This is a genomic window from Calidifontibacillus erzurumensis (genome assembly GCF_013303125.1).
Taxonomy (GTDB): Bacteria; Bacillota; Bacilli; order Bacillales; family Bacillaceae_J; genus Calidifontibacillus; species Calidifontibacillus erzurumensis.
Genome location: NZ_JABTTE010000007.1, coordinates 35,692 through 49,858, shown reverse-complemented (window position 1 = coordinate 49,858; position 14,167 = coordinate 35,692). Strand labels below are relative to the sequence as shown.

Genomic DNA, 14,167 nt, shown 5'->3' with positions numbered 1-14,167 from the left:
CGATGTGATATTGTATGAAAACCAAGAATTTTAATCTTTTAAAGAAGGCTCTATCCGATCAACAAAAGAACGCTTCCAGCTATATGAAAACGGCCATCAAGACGATAAACATATACATAAATTACATTGAAAATACGTTTAATACCGATTATAACAACGGTGTTCTGGAAGGCATTAATAATAAGATTAAGGTGATTAAAAGTATTTGCATTTGGTTATAAATGTTTCTTCCACTTTAAAAATCGAATTCTAATCATTCAAAATCTAACAGCCATAAAAAAGCTTAGAGTATTCAAACACCCCTCTAAGGGATCCGATTACATTTTACTATTAGAGTTATCTAAAAATATTAACCAGCACCAATTGACAAAGAAACATTGTTTACTGCTTAGCCAAAATAATATAATTTTTATATAATTTTATATAATATAAAAAAGACTGAAGAAATTTTCTCCAGTCTTTTTAGTAGCGTCCCAGGAGAGATTCGAACTCCCGACCGTGCGCTTAGAAGGCGCATGCTCTATCCAGCTGAGCTACTGGGACATCATATTTATTTTAAATGGAGCGGGTGATGGGAATCGAACCCACGACATCAGCTTGGAAGGCTGAAGTTTTACCATTAAACTACACCCGCATTTATTGATTAATTTTTTATATCAACTAGCGACAATTAATAATATAAATGATCTGTTCTACTATGTCAACACTTTTTTTTAAATAGGTTAGAGAATTTTCTCTAACCTATTTTGCATGCAACTTTTAGGCCCGGTATTTCTAATCCATCTATAGAATAAAATCTTACTATAGCATTTTTATTATCGTCAATTTCCAAGATCGAATATGTTTTTTCTTTTCTCATTCGCGGCAAACGAATGCTTCCAGGATTAATGAAAAGTATACCATCAATCAACTCGGCTCCAGCAATATGGGAATGTCCAAAGCATACAATTTTAGCTCCAACTTCTTCGGCTCGGTATCGCAAATTTAATAAAGTCATTTTCACATTATACAAATGACCATGGGTAATATAAAAAGGCAAATGGTTAAGGTTGACCAATTGGTCACTAGGAAAACTGCGATCAAAATCACAATTTCCCTTGACGACTAAAAATCCTGATAGTTCATTTGAGCTGCTTTCAAGTTCTGAATCCCCACAATGGATCATTGCATCTACTTCTGTCATGTACCTATTTTTCAACTCAATAAGCTCTTCCTTTAATCCGTGGCTATCGCTTACAATTAAAACTTTCATGTCTCTCCCATCTTTCTTGAAACAGGTTCATACTAAATATGAATAAGCAAATCTAAATTTTCTTGAAGTTTTTTCAATGCGCGAGCGCGGTGGCTGATTTGATTTTTTTCTTCAGTTGTTAGTTGTGCCATTGTCTTTTTAAGATTAGGTAAATAAAAAATCGGGTCATACCCAAAACCGTTTTCTCCCACCGGTTCTTCAGCAATATAGCCTTCGCAGGTTCCTTCAAAAATTTTTGTTTTTTTATTAGGAAAAGCAACTGCTAAAACACAATGGAATCTTGCTGTTCGTTTCTCAAATGGAACTCCTTTTAATTCTTCCAACACTTTTTGCAAATTTGCTTCATCATCTTTTTCTTCTCCTGCATACCGGGCAGAAAAAACACCAGGAGAGCCATTTAAAGCATCGACACAAAGGCCTGAATCATCAGCTATGACAACTTTATTAAATTGTTTTGCAAATGCTTCGGCCTTTAGTTTTGCATTTTCAGCAAAACTAGAGCCTGTTTCTTCTACATCAATCGATTCTGGATAATCTAGTAGAGACTTAACACGAATACCTTTCTTTTCAAATAGCGCCTGGAATTCGTTCACTTTTCCTATATTTTTTGTTGCAATTAAAATTTCATCAAACTTGTTCAATTTGGTCTCTCCTTATTCTTTTTTTTCATTTTCTAATACTTTTTGCGCAAGATCTCCAAGCGCTTCTTTTTGAATATCTATAATTTCTCTAATACCTTTTTCCGCAAGGCTAAGCAACTGTTCCAATTGATCTTTCGAAAATGTGCTTTCTTCCCCAGTTCCTTGCAGTTCAACAAATTTGCCTTTTCCAGTCATCACAATATTCATATCAACACTTGCTTTTGAATCTTCAACATAATTCAAATCTAAAATTTCCCCGATCTCCGGATCAATTCCTACTGATGTGGCTGCTAAAAAATCAGTAATTGGCAATTCCTTGAACTCATTTTTTTCAGTCAGTTTTCCTAATGCAAGTGCCATCGCAACATAAGAACCGGAAATGGCAGCCGTTCTAGTTCCTCCATCTGCCTGGATGACATCGCAATCGATCCATATCGTACGCTCGCCAACGAGATCAAGGTTTACAACAGAGCGGAGCGCACGACCAATTAGGCGTTGGATTTCCATTGTTCTGCCAGAAACTTTTCCTTTTGTTGATTCACGCATATTTCTCTGCTCCGTTGCCCTAGGGAGCATTGCATATTCAGCAGTAATCCACCCTTTTCCTTGTCCACGCAAAAAAGGCGGCACACGATCTTCAATGCTTGCGGCACAAATTACTTTTGTATCTCCTACTGTAATTAGCACAGATCCTTCAGGATGCTTTAAATAGTTTGTTTCAATATGTATTGGTCTTAATTCATCATTTTGTCTCCCGTCAATCCTCATAGAAGATCCTCCTTGCATTTTTTGATCCGTATAGAACAGCCGTTTTCCCTTCATTCCTGCTGTTTCCGTTCCCCCATTATACTTTGGTCATGATTTTTTTTGTATATACTTGATTAAAGAAATAAAAAAGGCGGCATCTGTTCGCCGGCCCTTTCCATTCGCAAAACAATTATATCAAAGATGCGCTATTAAAAACTACCTGTATTCACAGATTTTGGTCTTGATACTGGAGAAGAGATTTCTACTCCTTTGTCGGTTAATAATTTTTCTTTTCCATTCACTTTTATAGCAACACTTTCTACCCCATCTTGTTCCGTTAAAGAAAGTACAATTTCATTAATGATGTTTTGCGACAATGCAGTTCCTTCCAAACTATTTAAAATACCTTCATTAAAATTTAAAGTTACCGTACCATTTTTATACGTTGGCTCATCAATTAATGCAATATCATCATGAAGTTCTGTATACAATCCTGAACGAGGATCCGGACCTTTAATTAATTCTTTTACCGTTGCTTCATACGTATTTTTTACGTTTTTATCAATTCTTCTCGTAACTGGAACATAATATGTGTTGTCCCCATTTTGGGCAAGAAAGTAAAGCGTCACCGCTTTACTATTTGTAACATCCACGACTTCACCATTATCAAAATTAATGCCTATTGCCCTGCTTGTTCCTTGATTGATTGGTGTACCATTCACAGGCATATGTGTTTGGTCGTGGCCATTGATTTGAATTTTTACTTTTTTCACTGTGTCGAATTGTGTCAATGTATATGTGATGGCTTGTAATATTTTTAATTCATCTTCCGCTTTATAATTAGCAAACTCTTTTGAGAAATCAACAACTAACGTACCATCCTCTAATAAGTTTACCCCGTTCACCATCGTTCCAGGCGGCAGGACAGCTCGGAATCCATTTGGCAAAAGTTCAGTGATCGGGCCACCTTCTACTAAATATTCGAGCGCTTGCTTGGCAACTTCTTTTGTTTTTGGTAGTGGAATCATTTGCGGAACAACATAACCATTTTTATCGAATAAATAAAGTTCTCTTTGTACAGTCTCTTCTACTTGCGCCTCATCCTTGCTTTCCACTTCATCTGTAGAAGCAGGAGTTTGTTCCAACGTTTCTTCTTCAACATATGTAACTTCCTGCGGAAACTCGTTATCTTTCGTTTGATTTACTGCTTGTTCACCTCCCAATGCACATCCTGTCAATAATGCTGTCAAAGCTAGAAATGAGGCAATGATTCCTGTCTTTTTTATTTTAAACATACTTTTCCCTCCCATGGCAGTTTGTACTACTATATATACGAGCTCATGGTTGTTTTAGAACAAAAAAACCTTCCAAACGGAAGGCTTTTTGTCTACAAATGTATTGATTTAACATTATAAACAGGATGTTCAAATATTTTTGACGCAATTTGTTGAAAAATTTCTTTAGGTCCTGTAGTCAAAAACAAATGCTCAGGCACTCTTTTTTCTGTTACGAGCAAGCCGGAATGGTGAAGAATCGCACTAACTTCCCTTGCAGTTTCATCGCCTGAACTGATTAGTTTCACTTTCTTTCCCATCACTTCCTGAATGATCGAACGAAGAATCGGATAATGGGTGCAACCCAATATAAGCGTATCAATATCATGCTCTTTTAACGGCTGCAACGTTTGTTCAACAATATGAAAAGCTTCTTCCCTTTCATAATTTCCGCTTTCAACAAGGGGTACAAATAAAGGGCAAGCAAGGCTTTTAACTACTACATCGTGGTTGATACTTTTTAATGCATGTTCATAAGAGCCGCTCTTAATAGTGCCTACGGTACCAATCACACCGATATGATTATTTCTAGTCACTTTTAAAGCTGCTCTAGCACCTGGGTGTACTACACCAACAACAGGAATATCGATATTCGCCCTTATTTCATCTAAAACAAGTGCTGTTGCAGTATTACAAGCTATCACTAACATTTTAATGTTAAAGTTTAGCAAATATTTCGTAAGCTCCCAAGTAAATGCCCGAACTTCCTCAATTGGTCTTGAACCATACGGACAGCGAGCCGTATCACCTAAATAAATTATTTCTTCTTTTGGCAGCTGTCTCATTAATTCTTTTGCTACTGTTAAACCGCCAACTCCTGAATCAATAACACCAATACGTCTATTCAAAAGTAGATCGCCTCATTTGTTATGTATTTACTATGCAGTATCAAAGTATTTTCCAAAGTTTTATTATAGCACAATTACTTAGCATATCCATCAAAAATTGAAAGGCTGGCAATGCCAGCCTTCGTAAATTATAATTCTAGTTCCCCCATTCTAAGGAGTTCCACAACTGCTTGAGAGCGCCCCTTAACTCCCAATTTTTGCATGGCGTTTGAAATGTGATTTCGTACTGTTTTTTCGCTAATAAAAAGCTCTTCTGCGATTTCTTTCGTTGTTTTATCTTGGACCAGTAGTTCGAAAACCTCTTTTTCTCTTTTTGTGAGCAGCGGCTTCGGTTGGTAGTTATTTTCCTTCAATCAATTTTTCCCTCCTTACCAGGGCATGAGTTGTGCTTGAAGGGAATATATTTAGTCACGATATAATATGATAGTTTGAATAAGACTGTGACTTATTAGCTTTTTAGTTGTCAATTGGTTTTTATAGAAAATTTTCACAAATGTTGATTTTTGAAATTTATTATGGGATTATTATATTAAAATATTTTTATAATTCATAATTAAACCCTGTCATACCTTTCTGTAAAACTAATAAGTAAAACACATTAAGATATTTATAACATACTTTATTTTGCAAAATAGCCAATTATTGTGAATAATTTTTGTAACTTATTTAAAAGAATGTCACATCTTGACGAAAATTTAGTATAATAGATGCAGTAAAAATTTTTAAATTTTCTTTAATTACATTCTATACACTTTCGATTGGTATTGGATTAGGGGAGGACTTATCACATGTATACCATGTACAATGTAAAGCTTGCTGGCTTCGATTCTGAAACAAAAGAGCAAATCGTACCTTGGATTAATGAAGCGCTAGACGGTCATTATCAAATCTTTTCCGAAGAATATGACGGAAATATCCAGATTGACATTGTTATCTCAAAAATTAACAAATCGTTTGACTGGGTGAAAATAAACCGTCTTCGGAAAAAGCATTTGCAAAGCAAACTAATTATCATTATGGATGAAGAAAATTTAAAAACCGCCCCAATTGCAGTTAACTTGCATGTTCAAGCTCTATTATTAAATCCGGTGCGGAAAAATGCTTTTATAGGTGCAATCAAATCCACCATTGCAGAATTAGCTGATTTACCAATTGTCCGTGAAATGTTTTTAAGAAGGCTATTATATGGAGAAATAAAAACAGAAGAAGAATTGAAGCAATATCAAACATTAGCGAAAATGGAAAGCGTCCCGAATATTGTTTGCCTTGTCCAAGGAACAGAAGGGGCACAAGAATTTATTGAAAATGAGGAAGGAAGACGTATTATTCGCGGCCATCTTCGCTCCGCGATTAAAAACCATCTATCACATTGGGTAAAAGATGTTTATTTCGTATCATTTCCTCGCTATTTGGCGATTCTGTTCCATATTCCGTATGTATATAAATCTATACGTGAATGGGATCAAATTCGTTACTATTTATTAAAACTGATCGAGGAAATTCAAAAGGATTTCGGCATCACGCTGCACGCTGGGGTAGGATCTGTCTACAATGAACCATTAAGCTTAAATCAACCTTATCGTGAAGCCCGCAAAGCATTGGGACGAGCTATTAGCGAAGGTAGCCTGCTTTGCTTCTATGAAGAATTAACAAAAGACCAAAATTTACAAAAATGTATTGAATATATATCAAATTACTTCCATGAAGACTTGTCAATTAAAAAAGTGGCTAATAAAGTTCATTTAAGTCATACGTATTTTAGTCGCTTGTTCAAAAAAGAACTTGGAGTCTCTTTCGTAGAATATGTTACCAACATTCGTATTAAAAGAGCAAAATATTTGCTTGCAAATACGAATGATACAATCGAATCGATCGCTTCCCAAGTTGGATTTAATACACCAAACTATTTCAGTTCAATCTTTAAAAAACAAACAGGTATGTCACCTAGTGAATACCGTGAAGCTCATATCATTACCGTTAATGAATAATTGAATGATTTCTATAAATTACTATTTAATCGGCATCACGCCGTTTTTTTTTTTTTTTTGTAAAATGTCGCTTTCAATTAAATAACTATATTTAATAAGTTACCGCTAAAATATAAACAAAGTCTTGCTAAACACAAAGCGATATCAATAAGAACTGCGTTTATTTAAACACATAGCCTGTTTTCCATACAGGAATTTATTAGTATCATAAATTACTAATAATTACTTTTTAAAGGAATGAGTTACTTACAAGGCGACTCTATTTTTTACTTGAATACAATTTTATTTTTCCAATTCCTACATTTTAAAGTCAAAAACATAAGAAACTTAAAAATCGTGAAGCTTTTTCAGAGCTTTTTAGATTACCTCTTCTATAACAATTGAACCATAACAAAAAAAATAACCAAACCTCTATGATTGAGGCTTGGTTTTATATTTGTTTTCAAAACTATTATTTGTCGCTGCCAAAGAAGTTCTTGAACATTTGTACAGTTGCTTCTCTGTTTAATGCTGCAATCGATGTTGTCAAAGGAATTCCTTTCGGACAAGATTGAACGCAGTTTTGTGAATTTCCGCAGTTCGCAAGACCGCCGTCGCCCATAATCGCTTCCATGCGCTCTTCTTTATGCATAGCACCGGTTGGGTGTGTATTAAATAAGCGAACTTGTGAAAGAGGAGCAGGTCCAATAAAGTTTGATTTGTCGTTTACATTTGGACAAGCCTCTAAACATACACCACAAGTCATACATTTTGCTAATTCATAAGCCCATTGGCGTTTTCTTTCCGGCATTCTTGGACCAGGACCAAGATCGTATGTGCCGTCGATCGGAATCCATGCTTTTACTTTCTTTAATGAATCAAACATGCGGCTGCGATCAATTTGCAAGTCACGTACAACCGGGAATGTACGCATTGGCTGCAAACGAATCGGCTGCTCAAGATGGTCTATCAAAGTTGAACAAGATTGGCGAGGTTTGCCGTTAATTACCATTGAACAGGCACCGCAAACCTCTTCCAAACAGTTCATATCCCAAGTTGGAGGCGCAACTTTTTCCCCTTTAACCGTTACAGGATTGCGTTGGATTTCCATCAATGCTGAAATTACGTTCATATTTGGTCTATAACGTACTTCGAACTCTTGCTCATAAGGGGCAGAATCTGGTGAATCTTGACGTTGAATAATTAAACGAACTGTTTTTTCACTCATGATTATTTTGCCGCCTCCTCTTGTCTTTCTTCTACTTTACTTTTCTTTGTATAGTCGCGTTTACGCGGTTTAATGAGCGAAATATCAACATCTTCATAAGAGAACTCTGGAGCATTCTTCTCTGGGTTGTACTTCGCTTTTGTTGTTTTTAACCATTCAGCGTCATTACGCTCAGGGAATTCTGGTTTGTAATGCGCACCACGGCTTTCGTTACGATGGTATGCACCTAATGTAATTACGCGTGCAAGGTGAAGCATGTTCTTTAACTGACGCGTAAACATAACGCCTTGGTTGCTCCATTTAGCTGTATCATTAATATTGATTTTTTCCCAACGTTCTTGTAATTCTTGAATCTTTTCGTCCGTTTTTAATAAACGATCATTGTAACGAACAACTGTTACATTATCTGTCATCCATTCACCAAGCTCTTTATGGATCACGTAAGCATTTTCAGAACCAGAATCCATTGAAATGAGCTTATTGAATTTTTCTTCTTCAAGGCGAACTTGCTGTTCGAATACAGATTCAGGCAATGAATCAGTTGCTCTCGCACGGTTTCTCATATATTCAACCGCATTTGGTCCAGCAACCATTCCTCCATAAATTGCAGATAACAATGAGTTCGCACCTAGACGGTTTGCACCGTGTTGTGAATAATCACATTCACCAGCAGCAAACAAGCCAGGAATATTTGTCATTTGGTTATAGTCTACCCACATGCCGCCCATTGAATAGTGAACAGCTGGGAAGATTTTCATCGGAACTTTACGAGGGTCATCACCTGTAAATTTCTCATAAATTTCAATAATACCGCCAAGCTTGATATCAAGCTCTTTAGGATCTTTATGTGAAAGATCTAGGAATACTACGTTTTCACCGTTAATACCTAATTTTTGGTTCACGCACACATCGAAAATTTCACGAGTAGCGATGTCACGTGGTACAAGGTTTCCGTACGCAGGATATTTTTCTTCTAAGAAATACCACGGTTTTCCATCTTTATATGTCCAAACGCGTCCGCCTTCACCACGAGCAGATTCACTCATTAAGCGAAGTTTGTCATCGCCAGGGATTGCTGTTGGGTGAATTTGAATGAACTCACCGTTCGCATAATAAACACCTTGTTGGTAAGCGGCAGATGCAGCTGAACCAGTATTAATCATAGAGTTTGTTGACTTACCAAAGATGATTCCCGGACCACCTGTTGCCATAATAACAGCGTCAGCTTTAAATGCGCGGATTTCATGTGAACGCATATCTTGAGCCACTACACCACGGCACTCTTGGTTTTCATCAAGGATTAATGAGAGCATGTCCCATCCTTCATACTTCGTAACAAGTCCTGCAACTTCATGACGGCGCACTTGCTCATCTAATGCGTATAACAATTGCTGACCAGTAGTTGCCCCAGCAAATGCTGTACGGTGATGTTGAGTACCACCGAAACGACGGAAATCCAATAAACCTTCTGGTGTACGGTTGAACATAACACCCATACGGTCAAATAAGTGGATAATACCAGGCGCTGCTTCACACATCGCTTTTACTGGCGGTTGGTTTGCTAGGAAGTCGCCGCCGTAAATTGTATCATCGAAATGGATCCAAGGTGAATCTCCCTCACCTTTTGTATTTACTGCACCGTTAATCCCACCCTGCGCACATACAGAGTGAGAACGCTTTACAGGAACTAATGATATCAAATCAACTCGAACTCCGGCCTCTGCAGCTTTTACAGTTGCCATTAAGCCTGCCAAGCCGCCGCCGACAATTACAAGATTTCCTTTACTCAAAATAACTCACTCCCCGAATTTGTTTGATCCGAAACTCTCATAACGGTCTGATTCTTACAAGTTTGCTAATTGTGGATCTAAGAATGCAAATAGAGCTCGCATTGCTACGATTGAAATTAATACGAAAATACCCATTGTCACATAAGTGGATACTTGTTGGGAACGAGGAGTAATTGTAAGTCCCCAGCTGACGAAAAATGACCATAATCCGTTCGAAAAATGGAATACGGCTGAAAGTACTCCAACAATATAGAATACAAGCATGGCTGGGTTATCTAGGATGTTTGTCATCATATCAAAGTTTACTTCTGCACCAAAGGCAGCTGCGATACGGGTTTGCCAAACGTGCCACACAACGAAAATTAATGTAATAATACCAGTTACACGTTGAAGGAGGAACATCCAGTTTCTAAAATAGCCGAATCTGCTGACATTGTTTTTCGCAGTAAAGGCAATATAGAGCCCGTAAACTGCATGATATAATAATGGTAAGAAAATTAAAAATACCTCTAGGAAATGAACAAATGGTAAATTTGCCATAAAATTAGCGGCTGCGTTAAACGCAGATGCTCCTCGAGTTGCAAAGTGATTCACAAGTAAATGTTCAACTAAAAACAGACCTACCGGAATGATCCCTAATAAAGAGTGTAGTCTCCGGTTTAAAAACTCACGGTCTTTTGCCATAGTTTTGCCCCCCTTTAATACCTTTCAATTTTTTAATAAAAATTTTTTAGTCCGAACGATAATCCTCCTGCCTCCCCGTAAGTAAAAAAACACAAAGAAGCATCATAGGTGAAGCTTCTTTGAATAATCTGTGACATGTTCATTTTACTCCTCTCTACAAAACCCGTCAAGAATACCCATTAATAAAGATTCGAAAAATTCGATTTGTTGCATTTTTATACAAAATTTTCAATATATTCCTTACCTTCGACAGTCATTCTATTCATTTTTTTATACATTTCTTACAAAAACGTTTTATTGCCAACGAACCGAAAAAGATTAATAATAAAGTTTAGGAAAGGGTGGTTTTGATTGTTTACAAAAAAAAATCAGACAGAAAGATCACAAGAAGAATTCCATCAATTAACAGTTCCTGCATTCGGCTATGAATTGATTCGCTATACTTTTCTAAAAGATATCCTCGGAAAAGACTATCAATCAATCCTTTATTGGGGCGGTAAAAATATTGCCCGGAAATACCCTTTAAAATCCATTGAAGAGGTCGTACATTTTTTTGAAAAATCCGGTCTTGGACAAATTTCTCTCATGAAAGAAAATAAAAATGAAATGGTCTTTCAGCTTACAAGCGACTTAATTGCCAATCGATTCGAACGAAATGTTGATTACTCTTATCAATTGGAAGCCGGCTTTTTAGCGGAACAGCTGCAAAACATTTTAGAAAAAGAAGCAGAAGCAATGGAACTTCAGCAAAAAAAAACAAAATCCGTTTTGATTACAGTCAAATGGGAGTGAACTATCCCTACTTAATTTTCTAGCGTATATTTGAAGTGGGGGCTTCCAAAGAAGTTTGACTGCTTTTAGCAATCCTTATTCTTTGAGGCTTGTCCACTTCACCCGCTAGAGCATAAGACACTCAGGTCTACAGCTTTACTTTTCTTTAAAATGTTCATGCCCCTTTCACATCAGCATTAATCAGTTTGCCGGACTTCGGATCGATACAATCCGCGTTTGATGCGTTTGCCGCTGAATTTATAATCTATTGGATGGTCAGCATTGTATTCAGGGATCTCGTCGCCATCACCTTTTTCAAAATTTGCCGTGCCATGTAGCTTTTTACTCTTCTTTCGTCAAACCATTAAGCTTCTGCTTGATACTAAAATATATTTTTTCACTTACCATCTAACTATATTATCTATATTTTACTGAAAATAGGATAGATTCAGTAAAATTAAATAGGGCGATCCATCTCCCACTTACTCCACTTTGCTCCATTGAAGCAGGAGTCTTCTCACCTAAAACAAGATAAAACGAACATTAAAATGGAAGTTGCCTCTCCTTCCGGTCGTTTAGGAAACGGGCAACCTCCAAGTCGATTGTTATTCCCCTTGTTCTTGTAAATGTTTATGAATATTTTCAGCAACATTTTTTGGAATTTTTAATGCAATCAAGTCTTCTACTGTCGCTTCTTTTAATTTTTTCACAGAACCAAAATGAGACAGCAATTTCCTCTTTCTTTGGGCACCGACACCCGGAATATCATCTAACACCGATTTAAAAGCTGTTTTTCCGCGCAGTTCACGATGGAATGTAATGGCAAAGCGATGGACCTCATCTTGTATCCTTTGTAACAAATAAAACTCTTGACTATTTCGATCAAGCGGAATAACGTCAGGCGGGTCTCCGAAAAGCAGCTCTGAAGTCCTATGTTTTTCATCTTTAGATAACCCGCAAACCGGCACGTCGATCCCCAATTCATTTTCAAGAACATCTTTTACCGCTTGAATGTGCCCTTTACCGCCATCGATAATGATTAAATCCGGAAGCGGTAATTGTTCTTTTAACAATCTTGTATACCTTCTCCTTGTTACTTCTCTCATCGATGCGTAATCATCAGGACCTTCTACGCCTTTAATTTTATATTTTCGGTATTCTTTTTTCTCCGGCTTACCATCTACGAACATAATCATCGCAGATACAGGATCTGTACCTTGGATGTTGGAATTATCAAAAGCCTCTATACGATGGGGTGTAGGAATCCTCATTTTTTTGCCTAAATTTTCGACTGCTTTAATCGTTCTTTCCTCATCTCTTTCAATGAGGGCAAACTTTTCCTTTAAAGCTATTTTGGCATTTTTAATAGCCAAATCTACCAATTCTTTTTTCTTGCCTCTTTTCGGTTGAACAACTTTTACTTCAACAAGTTTCTCCGCATATTCACCTTTAATTTCTTCCGGTAGAAAAATTTCCTTCGGTTTAATATGGTTGCTTTTTAAATAAAATTGCCCTAAAAAAGTGAGGAAATCCTCTTCTGGTTCATTGTAAAAAGGAAAAAACGAAACGTCGCGTTCAATTAATTTTCCTTGGCGAATGAAAAAGACTTGAACACACATCCAGCCTTTATCATACGTATAGCCAAATACATCGCGATCAATAAATTCATTTAAGTTCATTTTCTGCTTTTCCATTACTGATTCGATATGTGCGATTTGATCGCGATATTCTTTTGCCCGTTCAAAATCAAGCTCTTCAGAAGCTTTGTACATTTTTTCCATTAAATTTTTTTTAATATCTTGATAGCCGCCATTTAAAAATTTCGTTATTTCATCAACTAAACGTTTATTTTCCTCTTCTGGCACTTCTCTAATACAAGGGGCTAAACATTGATTCATATGATAATATAAGCAAACCCGATCTGGGAGAGTGGAGCATTTTCTTAATGGATAAAGACGGTCCAACAATTTTTTCGTTTCATTAGCTGCCCCAACGTTTGCATAAGGACCGAAATATTTTCCTTTATCTTTTTTTACATTTCGCGTCGTAATTAGCCTTGGATGTTTCTCCGCTGTTATTTTTAAGTAAGGATAGCTTTTATCATCTTTAAGCATGACATTGTATTTCGGATCATGCTTTTTTATTAAATTCATTTCAAGTATGAGAGCTTCCAAGTCAGATGATGTGACAATATATTCGAAATCAACGATCTCAGATACTAGCCTCGCCGTTTTTCCGTCATGGGAGCCGGTAAAATACGAACGCACCCGGTTTTTTAATACTTTCGCTTTTCCGACATAAATCACCGTACCATGCCGGTCTTTCATCAAGTAACACCCCGGCTGGTCTGGCAATAGCTTTAGTTTTTCTTTTAATTGTTGATGCATATTTTACACCTCCCCCACAGATAGTAGAACATACCTTTGCTGTCATTGCAATGCTGATTTTTTAACCATAAAAAAATAAGCCAAGAACTGGCTTATTTTTAATTAAATATGGCTTTGTAATCTTTCTAAAAGAGCATCTTTTGGTTGGAAACCAATCACTTGGTCAACTTTTTCGCCATCTTTAAAAATGATAAGTGTCGGAATGCTCATGACTCCAAATTTTGCGGCAGTATCTGGATTTTCATCTACATCAACTTTGACAATTTTAACTTTTTCTCCAATTTCAGCATCAAGTTCTTCTAATACAGGCGCAATCATTTTACATGGTCCACACCATGGTGCCCAGAAATCAACAAGTACGACGCCTTGGCTAGTTTCAGTTGAAAAACTTTGGTCAGTAGCATTAACAATTGCCATAATATATCCTCCTTAAATAACATTTGTTCAATGTATTTTAAAGTATATCACTTGAAGTAAACTGAAGCGAATCTTTTGCTCTTTTTCAATATTCCCATTCA

The 14,167-nt window shown here is 36.6% G+C and carries 14 protein-coding genes, 2 tRNA genes and 1 pseudogene; 3 read left to right on the top strand and 14 right to left on the bottom strand.

Going from position 1 to position 14,167, the window contains the following annotated elements:
- Positions 1-14: 14 nt before the first annotated feature.
- Entirely contained in the window at positions 15-221 is a 207-nt protein-coding gene (locus HR057_RS17355; RefSeq protein ID WP_173730769.1) for a transposase, read from the top strand.
- A 248-nt stretch (positions 222-469) separates the two neighbouring features.
- Here HR057_RS17355 and HR057_RS07225 read toward each other — a convergent pair.
- The 8 genes from HR057_RS07225 to HR057_RS07190 form a co-directional block, all read right to left on the bottom strand.
- A tRNA-Arg gene (locus HR057_RS07225) sits at positions 470-543 on the bottom strand.
- Between the two features lie 17 nt (positions 544-560).
- Positions 561-634 (bottom strand) — tRNA-Gly (locus tag HR057_RS07220).
- Positions 635-736: 102 nt separating this feature from the next.
- A complete protein-coding gene (locus HR057_RS07215) occupies positions 737-1,252 on the bottom strand; it encodes a metallophosphoesterase family protein (protein WP_173730768.1) in 516 nt (171 codons plus the stop codon).
- 32 nt (positions 1,253-1,284) lie between these two features.
- Positions 1,285-1,893 (bottom strand): XTP/dITP diphosphatase, encoded by a 609-nt coding sequence (locus tag HR057_RS07210; RefSeq protein WP_173730767.1) that lies wholly within the window; start codon positions 1,891-1,893, stop codon positions 1,285-1,287.
- A 12-nt stretch (positions 1,894-1,905) separates the two neighbouring features.
- Positions 1,906-2,661 (bottom strand): ribonuclease PH, encoded by a 756-nt coding sequence (rph, locus tag HR057_RS07205; RefSeq protein ID WP_173730766.1) that lies wholly within the window; start codon positions 2,659-2,661, stop codon positions 1,906-1,908.
- A gap of 188 nt (positions 2,662-2,849) precedes the next feature.
- On the bottom strand, positions 2,850-3,935 hold the full coding sequence (locus HR057_RS07200) for a GerMN domain-containing protein (RefSeq protein WP_173730765.1): 1,086 nt from the start codon (positions 3,933-3,935) through the stop codon (positions 2,850-2,852).
- 92 nt (positions 3,936-4,027) lie between these two features.
- Positions 4,028-4,822: a glutamate racemase gene (racE, locus tag HR057_RS07195; protein WP_173730764.1), complete on the bottom strand. Its 795-nt coding sequence runs from the start codon at positions 4,820-4,822 to the stop codon at positions 4,028-4,030.
- A 128-nt stretch (positions 4,823-4,950) separates the two neighbouring features.
- Positions 4,951-5,175, bottom strand: coding sequence for a helix-turn-helix domain-containing protein (locus HR057_RS07190; RefSeq protein WP_173730763.1), 225 nt, complete (start codon positions 5,173-5,175; stop codon positions 4,951-4,953).
- Positions 5,176-5,610: 435 nt separating this feature from the next.
- Here HR057_RS07190 and HR057_RS07185 point away from each other — a divergent pair, with 435 nt between their 5' ends.
- A complete protein-coding gene (locus HR057_RS07185; RefSeq protein WP_173730762.1) occupies positions 5,611-6,810 on the top strand; it encodes a helix-turn-helix transcriptional regulator in 1,200 nt (399 codons plus the stop codon).
- Between the two features lie 451 nt (positions 6,811-7,261).
- Here HR057_RS07185 and sdhB read toward each other — a convergent pair whose 3' ends face one another.
- From sdhB to HR057_RS07170, 3 genes are all read right to left on the bottom strand, one after another.
- Complete coding sequence (sdhB, locus tag HR057_RS07180; protein ID WP_173730761.1) at positions 7,262-8,017, bottom strand: succinate dehydrogenase iron-sulfur subunit; 756 nt, start codon at positions 8,015-8,017, stop codon at positions 7,262-7,264.
- Between the two features lie 2 nt (positions 8,018-8,019).
- Positions 8,020-9,759, bottom strand: coding sequence for a succinate dehydrogenase flavoprotein subunit (gene sdhA / locus HR057_RS07175; protein WP_230474381.1), 1,740 nt, complete (start codon positions 9,757-9,759; stop codon positions 8,020-8,022).
- Positions 9,760-9,861: 102 nt separating this feature from the next.
- A complete protein-coding gene (locus HR057_RS07170; protein ID WP_173730759.1) occupies positions 9,862-10,491 on the bottom strand; it encodes a succinate dehydrogenase cytochrome b558 subunit in 630 nt (209 codons plus the stop codon).
- A 351-nt stretch (positions 10,492-10,842) separates the two neighbouring features.
- Between HR057_RS07170 and HR057_RS07165 the strand changes: the two genes are divergently transcribed.
- The gene (locus HR057_RS07165) at positions 10,843-11,283 is read left to right on the top strand and encodes a YslB family protein (protein WP_173730758.1); all 441 of its coding nucleotides are present in this window, start codon (positions 10,843-10,845) and stop codon (positions 11,281-11,283) included.
- Positions 11,284-11,302: 19 nt separating this feature from the next.
- Here the strand turns inward: HR057_RS07165 and HR057_RS16985 are convergent.
- From HR057_RS16985 to trxA, 3 genes and pseudogenes are all read right to left on the bottom strand, one after another.
- Positions 11,303-11,570: pseudogene (locus HR057_RS16985) on the bottom strand (hypothetical protein); the annotation flags it as partial.
- Between the two features lie 297 nt (positions 11,571-11,867).
- Positions 11,868-13,649, bottom strand: coding sequence for an excinuclease ABC subunit UvrC (gene uvrC, locus HR057_RS07160; RefSeq protein ID WP_173730757.1), 1,782 nt, complete (start codon positions 13,647-13,649; stop codon positions 11,868-11,870).
- A 102-nt stretch (positions 13,650-13,751) separates the two neighbouring features.
- The gene (trxA, locus tag HR057_RS07155) at positions 13,752-14,066 is read right to left on the bottom strand and encodes a thioredoxin (RefSeq protein ID WP_173730756.1); all 315 of its coding nucleotides are present in this window, start codon (positions 14,064-14,066) and stop codon (positions 13,752-13,754) included.
- Between the last annotated feature and the right edge of the window lie 101 nt (positions 14,067-14,167).